At 62.2% G+C, this 23,680-nt stretch carries 22 protein-coding genes; 8 read left to right on the top strand and 14 right to left on the bottom strand.

Features of this window, described 5'->3' with window-relative positions; all coding sequences use genetic code 11:
* Positions 1-96 precede the first annotated feature (96 nt).
* From E4T66_RS02175 to E4T66_RS02190, 4 genes are all read left to right on the top strand, one after another.
* Positions 97-777 (top strand): SDR family NAD(P)-dependent oxidoreductase, encoded by a 681-nt coding sequence (locus E4T66_RS02175; RefSeq protein WP_136847252.1) that lies wholly within the window; start codon positions 97-99, stop codon positions 775-777.
* Positions 778-858: 81 nt separating this feature from the next.
* Complete coding sequence (locus E4T66_RS02180; protein ID WP_136847253.1) at positions 859-2,418, top strand: glycerol-3-phosphate dehydrogenase/oxidase; 1,560 nt, start codon at positions 859-861, stop codon at positions 2,416-2,418.
* A 183-nt stretch (positions 2,419-2,601) separates the two neighbouring features.
* Entirely contained in the window at positions 2,602-4,854 is a 2,253-nt protein-coding gene (locus E4T66_RS02185; protein ID WP_136847254.1) for an alpha/beta fold hydrolase, read from the top strand.
* A 12-nt stretch (positions 4,855-4,866) separates the two neighbouring features.
* Positions 4,867-6,681 carry a DUF1302 domain-containing protein gene (locus tag E4T66_RS02190; protein ID WP_136847255.1) on the top strand — a complete coding sequence of 605 codons (1,815 nt, stop codon included), beginning with the start codon at positions 4,867-4,869 and terminating at the stop codon, positions 6,679-6,681.
* Between the two features lie 48 nt (positions 6,682-6,729).
* Here the strand turns inward: E4T66_RS02190 and E4T66_RS02195 are convergent, their stop codons facing one another.
* From E4T66_RS02195 to E4T66_RS02210, 4 genes are all read right to left on the bottom strand, one after another.
* Positions 6,730-7,407 carry a SanA/YdcF family protein gene (locus E4T66_RS02195; RefSeq protein ID WP_136847256.1) on the bottom strand — a complete coding sequence of 226 codons (678 nt, stop codon included), beginning with the start codon at positions 7,405-7,407 and terminating at the stop codon, positions 6,730-6,732.
* A complete protein-coding gene (locus E4T66_RS02200) occupies positions 7,407-7,808 on the bottom strand; it encodes an MAPEG family protein (RefSeq protein WP_248679359.1) in 402 nt (133 codons plus the stop codon). The genes E4T66_RS02195 and E4T66_RS02200 overlap by 1 nt, the downstream gene beginning before the upstream one ends.
* Before the next feature lie 93 nt (positions 7,809-7,901).
* Positions 7,902-9,674, bottom strand: a complete 1,773-nt coding sequence (locus tag E4T66_RS02205) for a metallophosphoesterase family protein (protein ID WP_136847257.1) — start codon at positions 9,672-9,674, stop codon at positions 7,902-7,904.
* Positions 9,675-9,697: 23 nt separating this feature from the next.
* Entirely contained in the window at positions 9,698-10,876 is a 1,179-nt protein-coding gene (locus E4T66_RS02210; RefSeq protein ID WP_136847258.1) for a vWA domain-containing protein, read from the bottom strand.
* Positions 10,877-10,951: 75 nt separating this feature from the next.
* On the opposite strand from E4T66_RS02210, the gene E4T66_RS02215 reads away from it, so the two are divergent.
* Positions 10,952-11,590, top strand: a complete 639-nt coding sequence (locus E4T66_RS02215; protein WP_136847259.1) for a DNA-3-methyladenine glycosylase family protein — start codon at positions 10,952-10,954, stop codon at positions 11,588-11,590.
* Positions 11,591-11,596: 6 nt separating this feature from the next.
* On the opposite strand, the gene E4T66_RS02220 is transcribed toward E4T66_RS02215, so the two are convergent.
* A complete protein-coding gene (locus tag E4T66_RS02220; protein ID WP_136847260.1) occupies positions 11,597-12,475 on the bottom strand; it encodes a UDP-2,3-diacylglucosamine diphosphatase in 879 nt (292 codons plus the stop codon).
* 150 nt (positions 12,476-12,625) lie between these two features.
* Here E4T66_RS02220 and E4T66_RS02225 point away from each other — a divergent pair, with 150 nt between their 5' ends.
* Genes E4T66_RS02225 through E4T66_RS02235 form a run of 3 tightly spaced genes read left to right on the top strand, consistent with a single transcriptional unit; the run spans position 12,626 to position 13,809 of the window.
* A complete protein-coding gene (locus tag E4T66_RS02225; RefSeq protein ID WP_136847261.1) occupies positions 12,626-13,306 on the top strand; it encodes a PspA/IM30 family protein in 681 nt (226 codons plus the stop codon).
* A gap of 17 nt (positions 13,307-13,323) precedes the next feature.
* Positions 13,324-13,506 carry a hypothetical protein gene (locus E4T66_RS02230; protein ID WP_136847262.1) on the top strand — a complete coding sequence of 61 codons (183 nt, stop codon included), beginning with the start codon at positions 13,324-13,326 and terminating at the stop codon, positions 13,504-13,506.
* A 15-nt stretch (positions 13,507-13,521) separates the two neighbouring features.
* Positions 13,522-13,809 (top strand): YiaA/YiaB family inner membrane protein, encoded by a 288-nt coding sequence (locus E4T66_RS02235; protein ID WP_136847263.1) that lies wholly within the window; start codon positions 13,522-13,524, stop codon positions 13,807-13,809.
* A gap of 19 nt (positions 13,810-13,828) precedes the next feature.
* On the opposite strand, the gene E4T66_RS02240 is transcribed toward E4T66_RS02235, so the two are convergent.
* The 9 genes from E4T66_RS02240 to E4T66_RS02280 form a co-directional block, all read right to left on the bottom strand.
* Entirely contained in the window at positions 13,829-14,431 is a 603-nt protein-coding gene (locus E4T66_RS02240; protein WP_136847264.1) for a TetR/AcrR family transcriptional regulator, read from the bottom strand.
* A gap of 146 nt (positions 14,432-14,577) precedes the next feature.
* Positions 14,578-15,474: a hypothetical protein gene (locus E4T66_RS02245; RefSeq protein WP_136847265.1), complete on the bottom strand. Its 897-nt coding sequence runs from the start codon at positions 15,472-15,474 to the stop codon at positions 14,578-14,580.
* 37 nt (positions 15,475-15,511) lie between these two features.
* A complete protein-coding gene (locus E4T66_RS02250) occupies positions 15,512-16,591 on the bottom strand; it encodes an OmpA family protein (protein WP_136847266.1) in 1,080 nt (359 codons plus the stop codon).
* Between the two features lie 283 nt (positions 16,592-16,874).
* The gene (locus E4T66_RS02255; protein WP_136847267.1) at positions 16,875-19,415 is read right to left on the bottom strand and encodes a DUF1302 domain-containing protein; all 2,541 of its coding nucleotides are present in this window, start codon (positions 19,413-19,415) and stop codon (positions 16,875-16,877) included.
* A 220-nt stretch (positions 19,416-19,635) separates the two neighbouring features.
* Positions 19,636-20,607: a PDZ domain-containing protein gene (locus E4T66_RS02260; RefSeq protein ID WP_136847268.1), complete on the bottom strand. Its 972-nt coding sequence runs from the start codon at positions 20,605-20,607 to the stop codon at positions 19,636-19,638.
* The gene (locus tag E4T66_RS02265; protein WP_136847269.1) at positions 20,604-21,110 is read right to left on the bottom strand and encodes a hypothetical protein; all 507 of its coding nucleotides are present in this window, start codon (positions 21,108-21,110) and stop codon (positions 20,604-20,606) included. Before E4T66_RS02265 ends, E4T66_RS02260 begins: the two co-directional genes overlap by 4 nt.
* Positions 21,107-21,682 carry an RNA polymerase sigma factor gene (locus tag E4T66_RS02270; protein ID WP_136847270.1) on the bottom strand — a complete coding sequence of 192 codons (576 nt, stop codon included), beginning with the start codon at positions 21,680-21,682 and terminating at the stop codon, positions 21,107-21,109. Before E4T66_RS02270 ends, E4T66_RS02265 begins: the two co-directional genes overlap by 4 nt.
* Before the next feature lie 63 nt (positions 21,683-21,745).
* Complete coding sequence (locus E4T66_RS02275; protein WP_136847271.1) at positions 21,746-22,693, bottom strand: alpha/beta fold hydrolase; 948 nt, start codon at positions 22,691-22,693, stop codon at positions 21,746-21,748.
* Positions 22,690-23,574: an alpha/beta fold hydrolase gene (locus tag E4T66_RS02280; protein WP_136847272.1), complete on the bottom strand. Its 885-nt coding sequence runs from the start codon at positions 23,572-23,574 to the stop codon at positions 22,690-22,692. Before E4T66_RS02280 ends, E4T66_RS02275 begins: the two co-directional genes overlap by 4 nt.
* Positions 23,575-23,680 lie beyond the last annotated feature (106 nt).

The raw sequence follows: 23,680 nt of genomic DNA on the forward strand, positions 1-23,680 counted from the left end.
GTTTTTTGTCGACATCTGCCAGCGCGGCTCGGCCGCATTATGATGCCGGCGGGCGGACCCAAAACGCCCGGAAATCAATAAATCGAAAGGAGCGTCATGAGCTCATCTGCAGAGGGAGCGCAGCGTAGCTGTGTGATCGTCGGGGCTGGCCCCGGCATTGGCAACGCGGTTGCCAGCGCGTTTGCCGCTGACGGCTACGATGTCGCCATGCTGGCGCGTACGCCGGAGCGTCTGCTGCCATTGTGCGCAGCCATCAGCAAGAAGAGCGGGCGCAAAGTACGCGCTTTTGCTGCCGATGCCGGGGATGAAGCGTCGTTGCGTGCCGGCCTGGATGCTGCGCGGGCCGAGCTCGGCGATCCTGAAGTGCTGGTGTACAACGTTGCGACCTTCGAGATCGGACGGCCGATGTCGGTGCCGATTGAGCGAGTCACCGCAAACTTCCGCACCAATGTCGTGGGTGCGCTGATCGCTGCGCGAGCGGTTGCACCGGCGATGATCACGAACAAACGCGGCACGATTCTGTTCACTGGCGGCGGCTTCGCCTATGAGCCGGCGGCCGACTACGCCTCCCTGTCGATGGACAAGGCGGCGCTACGCTCGCTGACATATACGCTGGCGCAGGATCTGGGGTCCCACGGCATTCATGTGGCGACCGTGACCGTGCACGGCTTCGTGCAGCATGGCACCAAGTTCGATCCGCAGCGCATTGCGCAGGCCTTTCTTGATCTTCATCACCAGCCCAAAGGCCACTTCGACATCGAGACCGTGTACAAATAGCAGGCGCGACGGAAGGTCCGGATTCCGGAAGATTGGCCTTCGCGACTGGAAACTGGGGTCCGGAACCCGGACACTTCCCGTATGAAAGCTTTTCCCTTCAAACGCGATATCGCGGCGCTGCGCGACGGCAGCTTTGACGTACTGATCATCGGCGGCGGCATTTATGGCGCCTGGACCGCGTACGACGCGGCCAGCCGCGGCTTGTCGGTCGCCTTGGTGGAAAAGACCGATTGGGGTGCCGGAACCTCGTCGGCATCCAGCAAGCTGATCCACGGCGGCTTGCGCTACCTGGAGAACTACGAGTTCGGTCTGGTGCGCCATTCACTGAAGGAGCGGCGTACGCTGTTTCGCATCGCGCCACACCTGGTCCGTCCGCTGAATTTCGTGCTGCCGATGTGGAAAAGCGCACGGGTCGGTCCGCTGATGATTTCGGCGGGATTGACGCTGTATGACGTGTTGGCGATCGGCAATCAGCCGGTGCCTCCGCATCGCCGGTTTCGTCAGCGCGAGTTGTTGACGCGTTATCCGTTCCTCGATGCCAAGGACCTGGTGAGCGGATTCCGCTATGGCGACTGCCAGGAAGATGATGCCCGCATGACGCTGACCGTCGCCGCAGCGGCGCAGGCGCACGGTGCGGTCTGCGTCAATCGGGTGGGTGCTGAGCGCATGCTCGAACAGGACGGTCGTGTCTGCGGTGCCGTGCTGAACGATGTCGCGAGCAATAGCAGTTTCGAGGTGCGTGCACGGGTTGTGGTCAACTGCACCGGTCCGTGGGCGTCGACGTTGATCGGCGCGGCAGCGCCCAAGGTCAAGCTGATCAAGGGCTCTCATCTGGTCCTGCCGGCGATCGAGGGTTGCAAGGAAGCGTTTTTGCTGACCGCGGACGACGGCCGCGTCTTCTTCGTGATTCCCTGGTACGGACACACGCTGGTCGGCACCACCGAGGAAGAGGTCAAGCAGGCGTCGGATGCACAGCCCAGCACGGAGGAGATTCGTTATCTGCTCGACAATGTGCGTCGCTCGCTGCCCGGGCTTGGCTGGACCGAAGCCGATGTGATTGGCAGCTTCGCGGGCGTGCGCATGCTGCAGAATGCGCAAAATTCATCGCTGTCCGCGTTGTCGCGTGAATTCGAAGTGGTGCAGCCACGGCCTGGATTGCTGATGCATGTGGGCGGCAAGTACACAACGGCACGCAGTGACAGTATCGAGATCGTCGACGCGGTTTATCACGAGCTTGGCATGAAACCGCCTGCTTCAGTCACGCATCTGCACGCGCTGCCGGGTGCGCCTGACGTCCTGTTCGAAAGCTGGCAGCCGCAGGCCATTGCTTCGCTGGTCGCGGCCGGTGTCGACGCCGAGGCGGCGCGCTGGATCAGTCTGCGGCATGGCACTGGCATCGATACCTTGCTGCGGTTGATCGCCGAGCGTCCCGAGCTGGCCCAGCGGATTCATCCAGCGGCGACGTTTGTCGCCGCTGAAGCTGTGCATGCAGTCCGCAACGAGATGGCCGGCACGATTGACGATGTCGCACGCCGACGCATGCCGCTATCGCTGCTGGTGGCGGATCAGCAGTGGCTGCCGAAATTGCGCGAACTGCTCCAGGGGGAACTCGAGGTGAACGACGCCGCAGTGCGGCAATAGCGGTACCGCACTGCAGCATTCCGATGAACGGTACACAAGTACCGACATTTCGTTGCCTTGTGGCGTTGGCCCTGCCTCTGCAACGCGCAATACTCCTACGCATTCGATAACAAGCGACCGGCTCTGCGGAGATCGGTGATTAACGGACGCGAGTCCTGAATCGGTGCGACAAGGAGATCCGACATGAGGGTACTCAGGCTAACGCCGTTGCTGGTGGCGTTCGCGCTCTCGGCGTGCGACAAGGCAGATAACGGCGACGGTGGTCTTGCGGCAAGCCCGGACGCCGCGTATTCCCTGTTCGATCCGGTCGCTGCCAGCGCAGTGATTCCATTCCCGAACGACGGTTTGTTCGGCGGCACCACGGACGGCACCTTGAACATTCCCAACGGGAGTTCGGCGTCGTTTGTCGACGATGCCAATCGTCTCGATGGATTCTCGACCGTTGCCTCTGCGTTCACCGATTTCATCGGGGGTATCGATACCGATACCGCCAATGCGCCAGGTGCGGTCATCGTGATCAACACCAAGACGTTCGCGCCACTGGTCCCCGGGGTCGACTATCGGGTGGTGTCTTCGAGTGCCGTTGACCCGGCAACCGGGATCCCGCTGAACCTGCTGCGGACACGTCTTTTGATCGAGCCGCTGAAACCGCTGGCACCGGCAACGACGTATCTGGTGGCGGTCACACGCGCCGTGCGTTCGCTGGATGGCGTGCCGACTGAGCCGGCCGATCTGTTTCGGGTTCTGTTGTCGGCGCAGTCGGTCGACGAGCAGTTTGCGGCACGCAGTGAACCAGCCTTGACCTTGCTGAGTTCGACGCAGCGCGCAACGCTGGAAGGTGTGCGCCAGCTGTACCAGGCGCGAATCCTGCCGGGCCTGAACGCCGCGGGCATCAGCAATGAGGCGCTGGTCATTGCCTGGCCGTTCACGACGCAGTCGGTGGGCAAGACCTTGGAGCGTCTGCAGGCACAGGCGAGTGCGCAGCCGATGCAGCTGATCGCGACCGGCCTGACTACGCAGGACGTGATCCCGCAACTGCCGCCGGTGGCGGACCTTTACGTCGGCAGCCTCAAGCTGCCGTATTACCTTGCGGATGCGAGCGCAACCGCAGAAGACGGTGATTTTCTCGTCAACGGCGCGCCGGACAATCCACTCAACTCCTTCTGGCATGCCGATCCGAATGTGGTCGCCGATGGTGACGCGCCGGTCGGTGTGCCGTGTGTGGCGCTGTCTCAAACCGGTGGCATCAGCCAGAGCACGACCGGCTGCTTCCCGCAGCCGTTAGCGCGCGCGACGCAGACGGTGCCGGTGCTGGTGACGCTGCCCAACGCCAACAGCGGGCATACGATGCCTGAGGGAGGCTGGCCGGTCGTCATCTTCCAGCACGGCATTACCGGCAACCGTTCACAGATGCTGCCGCTGGCACCTGCGCTGGCGGCAGCCGGCTTCGCGGTTGTCGCAATCGATCTGCCGCTGCATGGGGTGGGGTTGAACGACCCGCTGCGGGTGCCGGGGACGGTGGAACGCACCTTCGACCTGGATCTGGTGAGCAACAGCACCGGGGCGCCGCCCGCCGACGGCGTGGTCGATGCATCCGGCACGCATTTCATCAATTTGAGCAGTCTGCTGACCAGCCGCGACAATCTGCGGCAGGCGGTGGCCGATCTGTTCACGCTCAATGCGTCGCTGTCGACGGCATTGATCCTGGCGCCGACGGAGTCGGGCTATGTCCCGACCGGAGCAGCGCTGGACGGAGATACGGTGCGTCTCGTGGGGCACTCGCTCGGCGGCATCGTGGGCGGAACCCTGCTCGGCGTGAACGACACCATCGGCGCCGCGACTCTGGCGATGCCAGGGGGCGGTATCGCCAAGCTGCTGGATGGCTCGGCGAGCTTCGGTCCCCGTATTGCGGCGGGCCTGGCTGCAGCCAGCGGTGGCAGCATCGTCGAAGGCAACGACAACTTTGAAACCTTCCTGCGTTTCGCACAGACCGCAGTCGATGATGCTGATCCGATCAATTACGCCAGTGCTGCGGCGAGTTTGCACCCGCTCCACATGATCGAAGTCCGGGGTGACGCCGTGGTGCCGAATTGTTCACTGACCGACAGCACGCAGTGCCGCGGTGCAGACAGGATCACCGTGTCCGGCTACCTCTCGGGAACCGATCCGCTGGCGCGCATCATGGGTCTGGGCTATCTGCCCGGACCGGCGGCAACCGACGGGCTGGATGTGCCGGCAGCGGCGCAGACGATCACCGGTGCGGCAGCACGGAACAACATCGTTCGTTTCAATCAGGGGGATCATGGCTCGATTCTCAGTCCAGCGGCGTCATTGGATGCGACCTGCGAAATGCAGGGGCAAACCGCGACGTTCCTGGCCACCAATGGCGCGGTGCTGAAGATCGGCAATCCGTGCCCGGCCCAGGCGGCTTACTGAGGAGACCGGACCATGATAAAGAAAACTCTGATAGCGATTGCTGCAGCTTCGTTCGCGGCGTCTTCCGCTACCGCAGGTGCCAGTGACCTCGACTTCCGACTGGACAATCGCTTCACGCTCGGCGCTGCATGGCGCGTCGAATCGCGTGATCCGGATCTGGTGGGCATCGGTAACGGTGGGCGTGCCAATTCAACTAACGGTGACGACGGCAATCTCGCTTTCGACGCCGGTGACGTTGTTTCCTCGGCGGCCAAGCTGACGTCCGATCTGACCCTGACCAAGGGCGACTTCGGGCTGTTCATGCGTGGCAACTATGTGTTCAACCAGACCCTGAACGACTTCGAGCCGTTCAACGCGGACAACTATTACGTCCCCGGTGCAATCGATCCCGGCGTGGGTCTGACGCCAACCGGCCGTCCTTCTGAAGTACCGATCTCGGTCTATCGTGAGCGCACCCATCGGGTTCGCGATGTGGTCGGCAATGATGCCGATCTGCTGGATGCCTATGTGTTTGGCAGCCTGCCGGTTGGCCGGCGCGATCTGTCGTTCAAGCTGGGGCGTCAGGTGGTGAACTGGGGCGAATCGACGTTCGTCCTCAACGGCATCAACAGCATGATCGTGCTCGATGCCAATCAGGCGCGGGTCCCGGGTGCAGAGCTCGATGAGATTTTCATCCCGTCGGCGATGGCGTGGTTTTCGATGACGCTGATGGAAGGCCTTTCGGCCGAGGCGTTCTATCAATTCGATTGGCAGCATTCCGAGATTGACGCTGCGGGCACGTATCTGTCGACCAATGACTTCGCCACGATCGGCGGACAGCGCGCCAATATCACCTTCGGCTTGCCTCCCGAGAATTATCCGAACACGACGATTCCGCGTGCTCCAAACCGCGAGCCCGGCAGCGACGGCCAGTACGGCGTCAAGCTGAGCACACTGGTTTCCGCGCTGAATGACATGGACCTTTCGCTTTATGCGATGAATTATCACAGCCGCTTGCCGGTGGTCAGTGGTACGTCCAAGAACAGCTATGCGGCTCCGTCAACGACAGGGACTTATTTCCTCGAATATCCCGAGGACATCCAGCTCTACGGCCTGTCCTTCAATACCGTCGTCGGCGACTGGTCGGTGCAGGGCGAGTACAGCTACAAGGTGGATCAGCCGCTGCAGATCGATGACGTCGAGGTTCTGCTGGCGGGCGTCGGCTTGCCGAGTCAGGTCACACCGAGTCCGGCCCTGCCGCTCGGGTCGGCACTGGGCAACAAGTACATCCGCGGCTGGCGCCGTCATGACGTCAGCCAGGTGGATGTGGGGCTGACGCGCCTGATGGGACCACTGCAATGGACCGGGTGGGATCAGCTGATCCTGGTGGCCGAAGCCGCCGCGGTCTATGTGCACGATCTGCCTTCGGAAGGCACGCTGCGCTACGACGGTCCCGGCACGTACAACCCCGGCGATCCCGCTGTTGCGGCGCTGGTGTCGGCGTCGACCCTGCCAGCGCTGGGTTACGCGGTGCCGGTGCAGAACGGCGGCTATGCCACGGCATTTTCGTGGGGATACAAGATCGCCGCGCGGGCCAGCTACAACAACGTGTTCGGGTTCCTGCGGCTGGAGCCGACCCTCAAGTTCGATCACGACGTCGCTGGGGTTACGCCGTCACCGATCGTCAACTTTGTTGAAAACCGCAAGCAGGTCTCGGCACGTATGGTCGTGCACTACCTGCAGTCGTGGACCGCCGAGACCGGATACTCGATGTATTTCGGCGGCGGTGCAGGCAACCTGCTGGCCGACCGGGACTTTGTTGATGTGGTGCTGAAGTACAACTTCTGATCGACCGATGCTTCCGGAGCCGGCCCACGCGCCGGCTCCGCAGCAGGTTCAGGTGGATTCGGCTTCCGGCGTCAGCTGGATCGGTTCCGGCTCCCCCAGAAACTTGGGTTCGGTTTTCAGCAGGAACACATCCAGCACTGCTTTGGCGCGCGCAAAGACTTCTCGCAGCGGATGACGCGCGCCGACCTGACCGTCGGACGTTGCCGGTGCCACGTACGCCACCACGCTCATGCCCAGCTTGCGGCCGACGAACAGGGCGCGATAGCTGTGGTACTTCTGCGTGATCACGGTGAAGCGTGACAGGCCGAAGATCGCCTGTGCCCTGACGATTGAGTCCAGCGTACGGAAACCGGCGAAATCCATCGTGATGGCGGACTCCGGGATGCCGGATTTGACCAGCGCCTGATACATCGCGCGGGGCTCGTTGTAGGTCGAATCCGGATTTGCGCCACTGACGATCAGGTGACGCACCTTTCCAGCGTTGTAAAGCTCCGCGGCTGCACTGATGCGGCCGCGGAACTCGGGACTCGGTTTGCCGCTTTCCAGGTACTTGCTGGTGCCCAGGACCACGCCGACATCGTTGAACGGCAACAACGCCCAGTTACGGAATACATAGGCATCGGTGCTGTTGATGACCCAGCGATTGCACAGCAGGACGAACAGCGCGAATGCGCTGAACCCGTACAGTGCCCAGCGCCGGAGGCGGCGTCGAGTCGAAGGCTTCATCAGGCGGCGAGTCTCCACAGCATGTAAGCGAACAGTCCAACTTGAATGCCATACAGGCTTGCGCGCACCAGGACCAGCATCGGCTGCGTGCCGATCAGATGCACGCTGCTCTGGGCGATGCGTGCGTAGAGTACCCAGCAGGCGACCGCATCGACTACGGCACTTTTACCCAGAGCCTGAGCGGCCAGCACGATGACGGCAAACACCGGCAGGTTTTCCAGGCAGTTCAGATGCGCATGTTCCGCGCGTTTGACGAATGACGGACTCTCGATTGCTGCGCCACGTGTCCAGCTGTTTGCCGGTTTGCCGCGCAGGACTTCGATGACACGCCAGTTGAGGACGATAAATACGATGGCAAGCGTCCAGGCGGTAAACCCGATCAGTGCAGTAATTGCAGACATTGTGTTAACTCCCCCGATGGATGACGAACATTAGCGAAGGCGCATTCTAGAGCACAGCGCCAAGCCGGTGCGCCTAACTCCGGACCCTAACTTTTACTGCGGCATGCGAAAGATCAGATCGACATTCCGATCCTGCGGCGTGCCTTCGCGGACGCCGCCCTGGGCGCATAGCGCTCCGAGATTGGCTTCGGTGATGCCGGCTGCAACCGCGGCGGGGTCGGTCAGGTACAGCGCACAGCGGTCGTCAGCGGCGGCCAGAGTCTTGCTTCGTTCAAAGCGGTGCTGCAGGACTGATGCCCGCACCGTGCCGGTGCCGTCGCGATTGTCGAAGACTTCAAGCAGGCGCTGCTCCTGCGGGTGGTCGATCAGCGACGCGGTTTCAATCTGCCAGAAGCCGCTGCAGGCGCCAGGCAATTTGCAGGTCACGGCTGTCTCGACAACGCCGTTGCTGCCGATTTCATTGTGAACGGAGAAAGCACGGATCCGGTGCTGATGGGTGTGTCCGGCGATCCAGGCGATCAGGTGCGGCCATGACGCCAGCTCGGCGTCGAGCTCGGCTGCGGTGACGTCGATCGGGACCAGTGGCGCGAAACTGCCGAAGTCTGCGAAGGTCAGGTCCGGATGATGCGAGAAGACAATGGCCAGTTGTCCGCGCCCGGCGGACTGCGCCAGTTCAGTCTGCAGCCACTCGAACTGCACACGATCGATCGTGCCGTCGGACAGCGCGAATGGATTGCGCAGCAGATCAATCGGAATCCGCGGATCCAGGCCATCAATGATGGTGTTCAGCACGATCAGGCGCACGCGGCCGCTACCGGCATCCAGCGCGTAGTAGCCATCGTTGCGGGGATCGTCGTCGATGCGGCGCGTGATGTCGACATAGTTGAAGCCGTGGCCGACCGGGCCTGGCGCGGGCTGTACCTGAAAGAATTCATCGATGAATTCATGCGCGTCGAACATGTAGTGGCGGCCGGTGATCTGGGACACTTCGTTGAGTCCCAGCGTCAACGCGATGGTGCCGCGCAGATAGCCGTCGTGATTGCCGAAGGCGACGTACCACGGCATCTGCAGCGCGACATTGCTGCAACCGGGGCCGGCGTCGCAGCGCAGTGATTCGGGCATGCCGGGCGCGCGAGTGGCCGTTTCCCTGGACGGATCGACACTGCCGTCGGCGGCACGTCCGCTCAGTGCCGCCTGTTCAGTGGCGAACAACTGTTGTGCGCTGCGGGTCAAAATCAACTGATACGACGGATCGTTGGGATCGGGGTCGGGTGTCTGCGTGTCGGCCAGACCGCGCCCGGTGAAACGGGTGCATTGCAGCGCGATCTGGGCATCGCTGGCGCCGTCGCCGAGCGCGGCGATGCAGGCGCTTTCGAACGCGCTGAGCTGGTCGTGGCGGCCGTCGAGGTTGTCGATGAAGCGGCGGGTTTCGGCGACTGTGGTCAGATCGGCGCTGTCGCCGGTCACGATCATGAATTCGGCCGGGTAGCGCGAGTTGCAGTCGTTGACCTGCGTGATCATGTCGTTGAGCGCTTCGTCCGAATACTCCTCCTGCAGACGCTGCGCCGCTTCGAAGGTCGGTGCCAGCGGATCCAGGATCGACGCGCCGTTGATGGCTTCGCCGTCGTCATCGAGGATGTGATCGTCAGTAAACTGGACGAAACGCAACATCATCTGCGCGTCTGCGCCCAGTGAGCCCTGCGCAAGCTCGGTGCGGGTCACATAGGCCTCGCTGGCGATGCTGTCGCACTTGGCCGAAGCTGACGGTGCTGTCGCGGTGGACGGGGGCGAGCTGCTATTGCACCCAGTCAGGAGGCACACGCACACCACCATCGCGCCGCTGTGGCGCAGGCTGAATCCGCTCATCCCCGTTCTCCTCGTTGTTGTCGTTATCGTGTCAACCGACGCATTGCCTGCTCCAGGCCTGACAGCGTCATCGGGAACATGCGTTCCTTGCCCAACAGCTCCTGCGTCACCTGTATCGACGGCGTGTATTCCCAGTGCGATTCAGATTCAGGGTTGAGCCAGACCAGATGGGGGAAAACATCCGCCAGTCGCTTGAACCAGACCGCGCCGGCTTCTTCGTTCCAGTGTTCGACGCTGCCGCCCGATTGCAGAATCTCATAGGGACTCATCGTTGCATCGCCAACGAAGATGACCTTGTAGTCGGGTGTGTATTTGTGCAGGACGTCGAACAGCGGAATCTTCTCAGCGTGGCGGCGGGCGTTGTCCTTCCACACGGTTTCGTAGACGAAGTTATGGAAGTAGAAATACTCCAGGTGCTTGAACTCGGTCTTGCACGCGGAGAACAGCTCTTCGCAGACCCGGACGTGCGGGTCCATCGAGCCGCCGACGTCCAGGAACAGCAATACCTTCACCGCGTTGTGCCGCTCCGGCACCATCTTGATATCCAGATAGCCGGCATTGCGCGCTGTGGAGCTGATGGTGTCGTCCAGGTCCAGCACCTCCGGAGCACCTTCACGTGCGAAGCGTCGCAGGCGCCGCAGCGCCACCTTGATGTTGCGTGTGCCGAGCTCGATGGTGTCATCGAGGTTGCGGAATTCGCGCTTCTCCCAGACCTTGACCGCTGACCGGTTTCCGCCCTGTCCGCCGATGCGCACACCTTCAGGATTAAAGCCGCCGTTGCCGAAGGGGGAGGTGCCGCCGGTGCCGATCCACTTGTTGCCGCCCTGGTGCCGTTCCTTCTGTTCTTCGAGGCGCTGTTTGAGTGTTTCCATCAGCTTGTCGAGGCCACCCAGCGCTTCGATCTTCTTTTTCTCTTCTTCAGTGAAATGGCGGTCGGTCATTTTCTTCAGCCAGTCCGCCGGAATGTCCGAGAACAGCTCTCCGGTGACCGCTTCAACGCCCTTGAAGTACGCGGCAAAAGCACGGTCAAAACGATCGAACTGCGACTCGTCCTTGACCAGGGTTGCACGCGACAGGTGGTAAAAGTCGTCGAGCGAGAAAACCGCGACATGACGCGACAGCGCCTCCAGCAGCATCAGGAATTCGCTGAGGCTGGGCTTGAGGCCGGCGGCACGCAGGGTGAAAAAGAAGGTGAACAGCACCGTGATGAGTCCGGTCGGGTTTGTGGCATTGTAGCGCCGCCCGCCAACGGGTCTTGCACTGGACGATTCTGGGCCATGCCGACCATCCATCAGCAGCTGCGCAGTGCCGAAGCCCATCTGGGCGCGGCGGATCCGGTGATGGGTGGTTTGATCGAACGCTATGGCCCCTGCGGGCTGGCGACGCGCAAGCGCGACCCGTTTCACGTCCTGTGTGCCTCGATCATCAGCCAGCAGCTGTCGAGCCGCGCTGCGGATACGATTCAGGCACGGATCATGAGCACGGTGGGCGCGTCCCGGCAGTTGCAGCCGCAGCTGTTGCTGGCGGCCGAGCCGGAGGCACTGCGGGCGGCAGGGCTCTCATGGTCCAAGGTCAAGTGGATTCGTCATCTCGCTGAAGCGACCGACAGCGGCACGCTGGATTTCCGCGTGCTGAAGCGGATGGACGACGAAAGTGCCATCCGGACGCTGGACGCATTACCCGGCATCGGCCGCTGGACCGCGGAAATGTTCCTGATGTTCGCGATGCATCGTCTCGACCTGTTCGCGATGGACGACGTTGGCCTGCGGCGTGGTGTCAATCAGCTCTATGGCAAGGGCAGGGCACTTTCGGACCGGCGTACCTTGCAGATTACGCAGAAATGGGCGCCCTATCGCACGGTTGCCAGCTGGTATCTATGGCGCGTGGCCGATCCGGAGACGCAGACCTGGAACTGACCGCGTTCAGGCGGCCGATGGCGTCCGCACTTTGGTCAGTGGCGTGACCTTGCTGCTGCGATCCTGATTCAGGTGATCGAGTTCAACCCAGCGCACGACCTCGATGCGCCCGTTCATGTCTTCGACCAGCGCGGTACAGGATTCGACCCAGTCGCCACAGTTGTAATAGGTGACGCCATGCATCGGTCGCGCCTCGGCATGATGGATATGGCCGCAGACCACGCCATCGAGTTCGCGCCGGCGGCACTCACGTGCCAATGAATCTTCGAACGTTGAAACGATGTTGACCGCGGTCTTGACGTGCTGCTTGGCGAAAGCCGACAGCGACCAGTAGCCCATCCCGAGTTTTGCGCGGGTGCGGTTGAACCACAGGTTGAAGTGCATGGTGCCTTCGTACAAGGCGTCGCCGGCGATCGCGATCCACTTATGATATCGGGTGATCACGTCAAAGAAGTCGCCATGCACGACCAGCAGCTGCCGACCGTCGGCGGTTTCGTGCACGTCCTCGTTGACCAGACGGATGTTGCCAATCTCGAGCTTGTAGTCGACGAACTTGCGCAGGAATTCGTCATGGTTGCCGGTGACGTAGATCACCTGCGTTTCACGCTTGGCCTTGGTCAGGATCTTGCGCACGACGTTGGTGTGCTCCTGCGGCCAATACCAGCCGGAACGCAGTTTCCATCCATCGATGATGTCGCCGACCAGGTACAGCTTGTCGCAGGTGTGGTTCTTCAGGAAATCGACCAGATGCGCCGCCTGACAGCCGGCAGTGCCCAGATGCACATCGGAGATCCAGATCGTGCGGTAGTGGGTCTTGCCCTGCTCACGCCGTGCGGCTCCGGTGGTTCGGCGGGGCTTGCTCTTGCTGTGTTGAGCTTTTGTCATCGCGACTCAGACTGCCCATCAGGCGTGATCCGGATGTGACAAAAACGTGAACATTGCATGACAGTCCATTTCACTCCGCGGGTGGGCTTGACAATGAACGCCGTTCATTTAAAGTTGTAATGAGCGGTGTTCAATTGATGGAGGAAAACAATGAATTTGATGACACGCATCCGTACGATGATCAACGCACAGGCACATCAGGCCCTCGACCAGGCGGAGAATCCTCAGGCAATGGCGCAGCAGCTGCTGCGAGAACTGACCGAAGACCTGCAGCGTGCGCAGTCGAGTCTGGTTACGGCATTGGCCGCGCAGCGGCGACTGGAAAGGGAGCGCAGCCAATGTGACGCGGATGCGGATGCCTGGGAGCGCAAGGCAGCCGTGCTGCTCAAAGCGGAGGATGAACCCAACGCAAGGGTGGCTTTGGAGCGCGCGGTGTTGGCGCGAGCACGGGGCGCGGCGCAGGACACCTCCATTGAAAGCGCGCGTTGCTCGGTACAGCGCGTCAGGCATCAGGTGGACCAGCTGCGCCGCGAGCTGGAACAGACACGGCTGCGAGCGGCGCAGATCAGTGCGAGCCAGACTGCCGCCGAAGCCTCAGGGATCGCATGCCATCTGGGTGATCACTACAGCCGCAGCCAGGCGCGCGGTCGTGAAATGGAGCGCCTGATGCAGCGCGCCGGCGGACTGGAAGCCACGATGGAGGCGGCGTCGGAGTTGATGGATGCCGATCAGCAGCTGGATCGGGCGGCAACCGCGGCGAATCTGAAGGCGGACGTTGACTCTGCGCTGGAGGTATTGAAGCGGAGATTGCAGGGTGAGGAGTCGGCTTGAATGCTTGCGGCAATTAAATGAACATCGATCAATACTTTCCCCCTCGTCGACACCGGCCCCGCGGCTACGGCGGGGTGCGACTGCTGCTGTCCACGCTGCTGCTGGTGAGCGTGTGTGTTGTCGTTGCTGAACCGGAGGCGGTGCTGCGCGGCGGACGCGCGTTGCTGGATCTGGGCGTTGCATTGGTGTTGAAATCCTGACATGGAGAAATAACCATGGATTCCGTTTACGAGAGCACCCGACTGGACTCGCCGTCGTGGGTCTTTTTTGTGAAAACTTCATTCGCCTGCGCGCTCGGCGGCATGCTGTTCGGTTTGCTGATGATGGGGCAGGTGCCGATCTGGATCCGCGCGTACCTGGCTTTGGGCACGCTGTTTCTGACCGGAGCGACATTCACACTGGCCAAGACGCTGCGTGATCAGTTCGAGGCCAGCAAGCTGATCAACAAGCTGGCGCAGGCGCGGACCGAGAAGCTGCTGAAGGATTACGGCGTCGAAACCTGAGGCGCAGCCTGTTCGTCTCTCAGCGCTGCTGAAGGCCGGCGACATAGGTGCCGATCAGGTCGTCGCAGTAGCCGCGAAACTCGGCGTCGCCGGCCCATTTGAATTTGCCACTGATGGCCAGGCTTGCGATGCCGTGCACGCCACTCCACAGCGTCGTTGCGGCGCGACGCAATTGCTGCGGAGATGCCGCCGACATTAGCGGTGCGACGCAGGATTCGACCAGCTCGAACATGCGGCGGATGCGTGTTTCGCTGCTGGTGCGCGGTTCCATCTCCGGCGGCAGGCGATGTTCAAACAGCATGCGGAAACGGGCAGGGTGGGTCTGCGCAAATTCGATATAGGCCGCGCCGAGCTGCTGCAGCCGCGGCAGCGGTTCGGATTGCCATTCGATAGCGTCGCGCAGGTGACCGTAGATCGCGTCGGTCGTGCGCTCGTTAATCGTCGCCAGCAGATCGTCCTGGTTCTGGAAAATCAGGTACAGACTGCCAACGGTATAACCAATGGCGTCAGCCACCTTGCGCATTGACAGGCCCGCAAAACCCTCGCGCACCAGGATCAGTTCGGCGGCAGCGATCGCCATCTCGCGCTGCTGCTCACGTGAATGCTGGTTGCGGCGTCCCATGCAGAAGTCTCCTGTGTCGCCATTCTAGAGAAACTCTGAACGGCGTCCATTTGCGAAGACACTGCGATGGGCAGGTTGGCTCCAAGACCGGCAGACAAAAAAACACCCCGCCGGAGCGGGGTGTCGGGTACAGGCTATGACGCGGTTCAGGCCGGATTCGCGACCAGCGTACCGTCCGTGCAGAACTCGTGCGCCTTCATCGCGGTGCCGACGTCGGCACTGATCAGCAAGGTCGACAGCGAGACGCTGGCAAAGCGGTACGGCTTCAGCGTCTTGACGCCGACGTAGGCGTAGGTGTCACCGACGAGGTTCCCCAAGAGGTCTCCGAGCAGGCCGATCTGGACCTGATCGAACGTCACTGCTTCCTGCGCAACTGGTGCTGCAACGGTGCCGGTGTAGGTGGTCACCTTGATCGACTTCAGCAGGTCCAGATTCAGGGTGCCTGCCGGGAAGGACAGCGCGAACACGGCGTACTTGCCGGCCGGCTGCTGCTGCGGCAGGAACACGAACTGGTCCAGAGAGTCGATCGAGTTCAGCAGCAGGCTGGCGGTCAGCGTGAAGCTGGAGCCGGTGACCAGGTAGCTGTCGATCGTCAGGTCCTTGTCGGCGACGCTGTTGGTCAGCTGCGTGACCGAGTCAGCACCCAGCATGTTGAGCAGATCCGACAACGGGCCGCCGAGGAGGCCGTTAGCCGCAATCACGGTCGTTGCGCCAAAACGCGACTGTGCTGTCTCGGTGCAAATGAAGCTGTGCCCTGAGTCCCCACCGGCGACCGGTGTACCTGGATCGTTAATGGTGCCGTCGGCCGAAACGTCACTGCCTTCGGTGACGCTGCCGCCAGGAACGGTGCCGCCGTTGGCGCCGCCGTCGTTCGGGAAGCCGCCTTCATTTTCCGGGGTGTTGACTACGGCACCCGTGCCGTCGCCATTGGGACCGCCGTTGGCGCTGCCATCGCTGTCGGCGCGGCAGGCCGCGAGGCTGATGGCGCCGGCGACTGCAACGCTGGCAACCAAGCTGCTCTTGAGAATGTCTTTGAGTTTCATACCTTTCATTCCTATCTATTCAAGTCTACGGATCGGCTTAGTTCTGAACCCGCAGTTCGACGCGACGATTGAGTTCGCGGCCTTCTTCGGTGTCGTTGGTGTCACGCGGCTCGGATTCCCCGTAGCCCTTGACGGTCATCTGGCTCTCCGGCACGCCATGTTCGACAAAGTAGGCGCGAACCGATTCGGCGCGACCTTCGGACAGCTTCTGGTTGTATTCGTCGGAACCGATGCTGTCGGTGTGGCCGGCGACTTCAACCTGCATGTCCGGATACTTCTTCAGGATCTCGACCGCCCAGTCCAGAATGGTCTGCGCGTCCGGACGCAGGCGCGTCTTGTTGAACTCGAAAGTCACGCCCTTGAGTTCGATGATCTGCGGCAGGGTGCAGCCGTTGCCGTCGACACGATCACCCGCCGGGGTATCCGGGCACTGGTCCTTCTCGTCCACCACGCCGTCACCGTCGGTGTCGGTCAGTCCGGTGGACACTTCAACCACCTTCACCTGCTCTTCCAGCTCCGGAATTTCAACCGTGCGCTCGAGGAACAGCGGGATTTCGATACCGGCGCTGACGCGGACATCTTCGTACTCGTCCTGGAACCAGTCGTACAGGTAACGGGCTTCCATGCGCAGGCGGATCTTGCCGGCATCGGTGATCGGAGCGCTGACGAAGCCCAGGCCGGCGTTGGCCAGACCGGACCAATCGTCGTTGGCGTCCGGCAGCTGGTCGTTGTAGGCCAAGCCGCCACCGATCAGGAAGAACGGCGTGAAGGTCTTGCGGTCGCCGAACGAGTAGACCAGGTTCAGGTCCAGGTAGCTGCGGTAGAAGTCGGTCGCCACGGCGGAGCCGGTTTCGAAGATTTCATGGGCGCCACCCAGTTCGTAGCCCCAACCGGTGCCGTCTTCGCCCATAGAACCGTACAGGACGTGCACACCGACGCCATGGTCGATGTAGTCCTGGCGTGGCTTGTCAGCCAGGCCGTCGATATCGGTAAACGTGTACATGCCCAGCACGCTCAAGTAGCTGGGGGCGTAGACCTCGGTCGAGGTTGCGGCGTGCGCGATCGGCGCGGCCAGCAGAACACCGGTTACAGCGGCGAATTTTTTCAAATGATGCATTGCAATCCCCAAGTCAGCTGTTGTTGTTGCCCAAAGAGTGAGCGATGGGCGCGCCTTTCAAGCCATCAACGAAATGTTAAGGCTTCAAACCAATCGCCATTGTGATCCTACACCCGCCAGAATCGACTAGCCGACAAACGGTGCCTGATTTTTGACGAACGGTCGTTCAAATGGGTACTTTCCCTATTGATTGTAAGCCTTGACTTACACTAAGCAAGTGTTGGATGCAGGTTGACGCGCGAAGCGGCGCGGGTCAGGCGCCGTTTCGCGACGTTTTTTGACCTCAGAACTGGTACTTCACGAAAGCCTGTGCGAAATCGCGATCGCTATACAGATTGTTTTCGCCGCCGCCAACGAACCAGCCGTATCCGAGCGTGAGCGACAGCGCACTGCGGTAGCGGGTTTCGATGTTGAGCAGAGCCTGTTTACGGCCTTCCACGAAGTTTTCGCCAGGGCCGGGTGCGGTGCCGCTGACATCCTGGGCCCAAACGATGAAGGGCTGCATGCTGATCGGTCCCCAGATGCCTTCGTACTTGACGATCGCAATCAGGCGATAGCCCCACGACAGCTTGTCGACAAAGGCGTCGAGATCAGCTTGATGCGGGTTAAAGCGAAGGCCGTCGCCGCCCACCGAGCAGGATGGATTGGTCGAGCAGGCCTGCTGCGAGCCATCGGCGCCCGAGCCGTCCGCGCCGGCACTGGCGTGATAGAAGACGCCCGGCGACTCGATCTGCAGCTGGTCCAGCGCGGGCAGGCCGGGCACCCAGGTTGCACCGAATTCACCAACGAGCTGGATCTGGTCGGCGCCGAAAGGCTGGTCGGTTGCCCCGAGGACGCGCGTGAAGCCGAAGTTGAACTGGTAGGTGTCGAACTCTTCGTAGCCGCGGATGTATCCGGGATTCTTGGAGTTCAGCGGCTGGCTGAGGTCGGTCGGCGCATTCTCGCCGACGGTGCCGCCACGATACGGCACGATGAAGCTTGGGAACGAACGCGCGGAGCCCGGCACGTGGCCGACGAGCAGGTTGATCGTGTCCGTGTACGGGTTGTTGCCGTTGGCGTCGACGAAATCGCTGCTGCCGTAGATCGTGCGGTCGCCGTTCTCATCGAAGCCGGAGCCCGCCGTGGTGCCGAAGCAACCAATGCTGGCGTCGTGGCAGCGGCTCAGCGTCGGGCCCAGTGCCGCGAAGGCCAGATCAGTGATCGCCACCTGCAGCGGTGCATTCGGGCGATAGGCGACCTCGCCCTGAATCGAATATTCACCCAGCGTCGTGTTGAAGCTGGCGCCGAACATGTGCAGATTTTCCGGATACTCGAACACCAGCATCGGGCCGTCGAGCTGCACTGCGTTGGAGTACGGCTCGTCCGGATTGCCGCCAAGCAGGCTTAGCAATCCGACGAGGTCGGTGCCGAGGTCGGCCAGGATTCCCGGACGCTGCAGGCCAAGCACCAGCGCGTCCTGCAACAATTGCCCGCTGGCTGCGGTGTTGGCGAGGACCGGCAGGTTGGGGCAGGCGCGCAGATATTCGCTGGTGTTGCGTGCATCCAGTCCCAGTGAATTGCCCTCGCGGCGTGCGCATGACGCTTGCGCCGAGAAGAAGCTGATATACGGCAGCTTCGAGTGGTAGTTCATGTAGTACAGGCCGAACTCGGTGCCGTTGTTCAGCTCTTCGGCGTAGTACTTGAATGCCAGGCCGTACTGTCCTTGATCACTCGGTTCCCAGTCCTTCAAGCGCGTCAGCGTGCCGGAGGTTGGGGTGATCAGCGTCAGCGGATTGTCCAGATAGCCAATCTGGTCGCGCGGCAGCTCGGCGACGAAAGCGCGATCGGGGTCGTCAGGCGAGGCGCCGAAGCTGAGGTTGACACTGTTGCCGAGGTTGTTCGTGCCCAGATCCGCAAAGCCGAAGTAGGTGCCGGGTGTCGGCGCCTCGAGCGGCGCCCATTCGTACTGATAGTAGGCTTCAATCGTTGCGCCGTAGAACGGCTCGGAGCTCAGGAAAACCATGCCGACCGGCGTGAAGATTTCCTCGACCTGGAAGCCGACGCGGTAAAGATTATTCGCGTTGACCGGGTTGGCCTGGTTGACCGAATTGACTGCCAGCAGCGTGGATTCACCCCAGTTCACTGTCTGACGGCCGATCTTGAAGCTCAGTTCGCGTTCACCGAGGAACGGCAGGCGGCCATAGATGTTGGCATCAAGCAGCTGCAGGTTGGTGCCCGCCTGACGCAGTGTCTCGCCGTCGGTACGCTGACTGCGTACGCGCGCGCCCGGTCCGTAGGTGCGCAAGCCATTGGTCCAGTAACGGTTCGCCACGGGATCGTCGGTAAAGCCGACCTGATTCACGTTGTCCGGCGTAATCAGGTTCGGGTGCGTCTCGGTGAAGTCGTTGTTGATGAAATCGTAGAAATACAGCCACTTCGCAAACAGGCCAAAGTCACCGTAGGTCACGGTGAAATCCTGCGTGATCTTGAACGGTGCCTGGAAAATATCGCCTTCGTTGTAGTTCAGATCACCGTCGTCGGCGCGCATGCTTGCCGCTCCGGGAGCGCTGGCCAAATGCTCCGTCGGATAGGTCTGTCCCCTAAAGAGGCCCTGACAGGACTGGTACTGGCGGGTGCAGACATCCGGATTGAGGTTTGCCTTGCCGATCAGCTCGGCTGATTGCTTTTCCATGCGCCAGCCGGCGCCGGCGGTCATCGTCGTATTCAGCACCCCGCTGATTTCGCCAGCGTCGTCGAACTCGAAACTGAGTGCGTGAACATTGGAGGCAGCGAGCGCGAGCAGTGCGCCGGTGGCGCAGGACAAGCGTAGACGGGTCCGGTACATAACTTCCCCAGAAAAGGTCACAGAGATCAATGATTGTTTGCTTGAACCGGGCTGTTGTTACGGGCCGGTATTTGGCTTCAAAGATACCACGTTCGTCCCTTTTTTCGGACTGAACTGCACGTAGGAAAACGTCCGACCCGCCTTGGGTTCGGGCGTCAGTGCGGGTTGCAACGTGTCAGCGGGTGGGGATGAAGATCATTGCGGCCCCAGAGTCGCTGCGTCAGGGGGTGCGTGGTTTGACGATGATGTGCTGGTGAGGTTGCGACGGCACAATCCCTTCGACCGTGATCATGTGGCCCGCGCGCACGACCTGCAGGTGGACGGTCTTCTGCGTTCCGATATCGGACAGCGCGTCCCAGGCGGAGATCGGATCAGCGACCGCACGACCATTGATGTTGCGGATGACGTCGCCGTCCTTGAGTCCGAGTTTTCCGGTTTGGGGTGCGCTGACGACGAGAACACCGGCATCGGTCTTGAAATACGGCTGCAGGTCTTTGCTCAGCCGTGCCAACTGCAGGTCTCCCAGTGCGCTGATCGGGGCGGGCGGCGGCATCGGAGCCTGCGGTGGCATTGGCGCTTGCGGGGCGATCAGGACGTCGCAGTCCTTTTCGCAGTGCCAGCTGGCCACAGGTGTCTGCGGCGCGAACGCCAGCGCCGGGCGAGTTGCCACGACTTCCGCATGTCGCCGTTGTTGATCACGCTCATATTCGACGGTGACGGTATCGCCCGGCTTCAAGGTGGCCATGATGTCGTGCAGCTTGAGCGCAGGACTGATCTTGTCGGTGCTCGATGCCAGCGACTGCCCGTTTGCGCTGAGCAGCAGATCGCCGGACTTCAGGCCGGCCTTGTCCGCCCCGCTGCCCGGGGTGACGCCGATGATCGGGATGCCGCCGCGCTGATCCTGGGTTTCGTCATCGATCATCACGCCCAGCATTGCGCGGTTTGGATTACTCAGGAACTCGAAGGCATACGCGCTCGGGCTGTCGGCGTGGGCTTCGCGCACCGCGCGGCTCATTTCTTCGGCGGCGCGTTGCAGCTCAGCCTGGGCACGCTGCAGTTCGGCGGTTGCGCGCTCAAGTTCGGCGCGGGTCGCGGCGCTTTCGGCGTCTTGCCCCGCCCAGCTCGGAGGCACGCTCAAGCCGAGGGCGAGCGCCAGGGTCAGTGTCAGTGGGTGCATCAGGTTCACGGTCATAGGGTCCACTCCGCAAGCGGTTTTTCAGCCGGCGTTGGCTGCAGTTCTGCGCCTTCATGCAGCTGCACCAGCCGTGACATCAGCGCAACGCGGCTGCGCCACAGCTGCTGTCGGGTATCGCCGGTCGAGGCGTAATTGAGTTGCAGATCAACCAGCGCAAGGTCCTGTTCGAGACGTTCTGAGCCTGCTGCCAGCGCGGCATTCCAGACCACGACCTGAGGTCGCAGTTGATCCAGGCGCTGTTCCAGCTGGTGCGATTCTGCGATCAGTGCGCGCACGTCCCGGGCTGTCTCGCCGCTTCCAGCTTGCGGCGGTGTCTGGTGCCAGACGCCGACGGCCAGCAGTAGCGAGGCGGCGAGTGCGACGCTTCCACCCCAGGTACGCCACCTTCGGCGGCTGCGCCGCGGAGCAGGCGGACGCAGCGCACGCTCAAGTCGTGTCCAGCCGTCGCTTGGTGGGTCGAATTCCGGCAGCTCGCGCAGCCGTTCACTCAGTTCAGTCATGACACCTCCGGTGCCGTCGCCACTGCAGCCTGGCGAACATCGTTCTGCAGCAGCTCGCGCAGGCGCTGATGCGCACGCGAGAGCTGGGATTTGGAGAAGCTGGGCGTCCTGCCGCACATCTGTGCGATCTCGAAGTGGGTGTAGCCTTCAACGTGGTACAGCCACAGCACGGCGCGCGGAACCGGAGGCATCAGGGACAATGCCTTCTCGAGATCGAGTTGGCACAGATCTTCGATGGCAGGTTCATCGCCGGCTTCGAGGTTGTCTGTCTCGAACAGCGACAGCGTTTTGCGACCGGCGCGCAAGTGCATCAGTGACTCGGTTGCGGCGATCGACCGGAGCCAGCGTCCGAACGGCGCGTCGCCACGGTATTGCGGCAGACAGCGGAACGCGCGCAGAAACGTGTTCTGCATGATGTCGGCGGCGGCGTCGGGACAATGCGTCATGCGCCGCGCAAGGGTGAACACCGCGCGCGAGAAGCAACGATAGATCGCTTCCTGGCCGCGCCCGTCGCCGGTACGCGCCAGGGCGAGGGTTTGGTCGTCGATCGGGCTGTCGAATGCGGAGCTCATCGCCAACTCAGATGCCGCAGGGACACAAATGGTCGCACGGCCGTTGACAGCGGGATCGACGGTTCAGGGGCGCGCGGTACCCGGGCTGAGGTCCTGTGCGGCCAGCCATTGCAGAACCAGCGTGGCCGAGGTGTCGGGGTGTTCCTGCATGAAGCAATGGCCACCGTCGACCTCGACCACGTCGATGGCGGGGTTGATTCCATGCGCACGCCGCGCCGAAACAGGAACGAAATCGTAGCTGCTGCGGCCGTAGACCAGCAGGACCGGACAATCGATCTGTGCGAACGCCGGCCATGGGTACACCGGAGATTCGAAAATCTTCGCTTCGATCCGCGGCGGGCAGCACAACTCGCGCTTGCCGTCGAGATCGCGGGTGGCGTGCGCGGCAAAGCAGCGCAAGGCGTCGTCGCGCCAACCTGTGTAGATGCCACGGCCGTGCAGGCGCTGGAGTACTTCGTCGACCGATGACCAGCGGGTGCGCCGGCGCAATGCAGCGCGCGACATCGGATTGCGCCCGAATGCGCTCAGCAGCTTGATCCCGAACCAGGTCGCCGGCGGCATGACAATGGGGTCCAGCAGCACCAGGGCACGAAACAGACCCGGGTTGGCGGCGGCTGCGCGCAAGGTCAATGCCGCACCAAAGCTATGCCCGATGCCGATCAATGGCGCGGCGCGATCCAGCTGCTGCTCGCGGATAATCGGTTCTATCCGCCGGATCACGTTGCGCACGCCGGAGAACCGGGCGGGCGCGTCGCTGGCGCCGTGTCCCTCGATGTCGTGACAGAACAGACCGTAGCGTGTGTTCAGCTGACGCAGAAACGGCCAGTACACGCCGCCGCAGAAGCCATTGCCGTGAACAAAGTGCAGCGTCGGTCCGGGGCGATCGAAGCGGCGCCCTCGCAGCGTGGGCCCGCCTCCGGCGTTCGAAGCCCAGCCAAGGCTCCGGGACAGGAATTCATCGGCCACTGCCGCGGGAGATTGCACCGCCGTCGTCTGTTCCGGGGCGTTCATGGCATCGCTTTGGCCAGAAACGTGCGGATCACCGCGCCGGTCGCTTCAGGTGCATCAAAATGGAGCATGTGCCCCGCGTCAGCGATCGCGGTCTCCTCACGTTGTTGAAAGCAGCTGCGGCGCACGCTGCGCTCATCGACGCTGATCGCTTGGGCGAAACTGGAAGCAGCGGCATCCACGAACAATGTCGGTGCGGTGATCTGTCGCCAGATCGCCATCGACTCGGCCGATTTGTACAGGGTCGGCATGTCGAGGCGGTGTCGGGGGTCGGCTAGCAGACGGATGCGGCCCTTGCCGTCCTGCGCGCCCCAGCATCGGGCAATGAAGTTGGCCCGCTCCGGACTCAGGCGCGGATGTTGAATTCGAATGCGCTCGGCCAGGAATTCGAACGATGGATAGGTCTTGGAGCGGGTTTTGCCTTGCTGCTGATCGAGCCAGCGAGTGAATCGCCGCGGCGCCTGTTCGGCAGGCATGTCGGGCAGAAACAGTCCGTCCAGGCAGACCAGCCGGCTGATCCGCTGAGGTCGCAGTCCGGCGTACAGACTCATGATCTGGGCACCCATGCTGTGCCCGGCCAGCCAAACCGGCTGCTGTGGGCTGTAGTGCTGCAACAGGGCGTCGAGGTCGGCGACGTAGTCCTGAAACCAGTAACCGTCCTGGGGCCATTGGGTGTGGCCGAATCCACGCCAGTCCGGCGCCAGAACCTGGCACAGGTCGAGCAGCGGCTGCACCAGCTCCTGAAATGTAGCCGATACATCGAGCCAACCATGCCCGAGAAACAGCATCGGACGCTGTGGATCGCCCCAGCGACGGACGTGATAACGCAACCCGCGAATGCGGACGAAATCCGGCCGGCTGGCGCGCGCGGCGGCAACGGTCATATCTGAGTGATCCTTGGCAGGGGCTGTGGACAGAAATGGAGTATAGAGTGGCGTCCGCGCTTCGATGGCAAGCCTTTTGCCAGATGACGCACCACCACGCCGGTTA

It is taken from the genome of Sinimarinibacterium arenosum (assembly GCF_005047655.1).
Taxonomy (GTDB): Bacteria; Pseudomonadota; Gammaproteobacteria; order Nevskiales; family Nevskiaceae; genus Solimonas.

Coding starts and splice junctions, on each gene's coding strand:
- E4T66_RS02255 (WP_136847267.1), bottom strand. CDS start 19,415: ATGTACCGGACCCGTCTACGCTTGTCCTGCGCCACCGGCGCACTGCTC.
- E4T66_RS02205 (WP_136847257.1), bottom strand. CDS start 9,674: ATGAGCGGATTCAGCCTGCGCCACAGCGGCGCGATGGTGGTGTGCGTG.
- E4T66_RS02265 (WP_136847269.1), bottom strand. CDS start 21,110: ATGACTGAACTGAGTGAACGGCTGCGCGAGCTGCCGGAATTCGACCCA.
- E4T66_RS02260 (WP_136847268.1), bottom strand. CDS start 20,607: ATGACCGTGAACCTGATGCACCCACTGACACTGACCCTGGCGCTCGCC.
- E4T66_RS02240 (WP_136847264.1), bottom strand. CDS start 14,431: ATGGGACGCCGCAACCAGCATTCACGTGAGCAGCAGCGCGAGATGGCG.
- E4T66_RS02195 (WP_136847256.1), bottom strand. CDS start 7,407: ATGAAGCCTTCGACTCGACGCCGCCTCCGGCGCTGGGCACTGTACGGG.
- E4T66_RS02235 (WP_136847263.1), top strand. CDS start 13,522: ATGGATTCCGTTTACGAGAGCACCCGACTGGACTCGCCGTCGTGGGTC.
- E4T66_RS02175 (WP_136847252.1), top strand. CDS start 97: ATGAGCTCATCTGCAGAGGGAGCGCAGCGTAGCTGTGTGATCGTCGGG.
- E4T66_RS02280 (WP_136847272.1), bottom strand. CDS start 23,574: ATGACCGTTGCCGCCGCGCGCGCCAGCCGGCCGGATTTCGTCCGCATT.
- E4T66_RS02230 (WP_136847262.1), top strand. CDS start 13,324: ATGAACATCGATCAATACTTTCCCCCTCGTCGACACCGGCCCCGCGGC.
- E4T66_RS02250 (WP_136847266.1), bottom strand. CDS start 16,591: ATGCATCATTTGAAAAAATTCGCCGCTGTAACCGGTGTTCTGCTGGCC.
- E4T66_RS02225 (WP_136847261.1), top strand. CDS start 12,626: ATGAATTTGATGACACGCATCCGTACGATGATCAACGCACAGGCACAT.
- E4T66_RS02220 (WP_136847260.1), bottom strand. CDS start 12,475: ATGACAAAAGCTCAACACAGCAAGAGCAAGCCCCGCCGAACCACCGGA.
- E4T66_RS02180 (WP_136847253.1), top strand. CDS start 859: ATGAAAGCTTTTCCCTTCAAACGCGATATCGCGGCGCTGCGCGACGGC.
- E4T66_RS02200 (WP_248679359.1), bottom strand. CDS start 7,808: ATGTCTGCAATTACTGCACTGATCGGGTTTACCGCCTGGACGCTTGCC.
- E4T66_RS02270 (WP_136847270.1), bottom strand. CDS start 21,682: ATGAGCTCCGCATTCGACAGCCCGATCGACGACCAAACCCTCGCCCTG.
- E4T66_RS02245 (WP_136847265.1), bottom strand. CDS start 15,474: ATGAAACTCAAAGACATTCTCAAGAGCAGCTTGGTTGCCAGCGTTGCA.
- E4T66_RS02215 (WP_136847259.1), top strand. CDS start 10,952: ATGCCGACCATCCATCAGCAGCTGCGCAGTGCCGAAGCCCATCTGGGC.
- E4T66_RS02275 (WP_136847271.1), bottom strand. CDS start 22,693: ATGAACGCCCCGGAACAGACGACGGCGGTGCAATCTCCCGCGGCAGTG.
- E4T66_RS02185 (WP_136847254.1), top strand. CDS start 2,602: ATGAGGGTACTCAGGCTAACGCCGTTGCTGGTGGCGTTCGCGCTCTCG.
- E4T66_RS02190 (WP_136847255.1), top strand. CDS start 4,867: ATGATAAAGAAAACTCTGATAGCGATTGCTGCAGCTTCGTTCGCGGCG.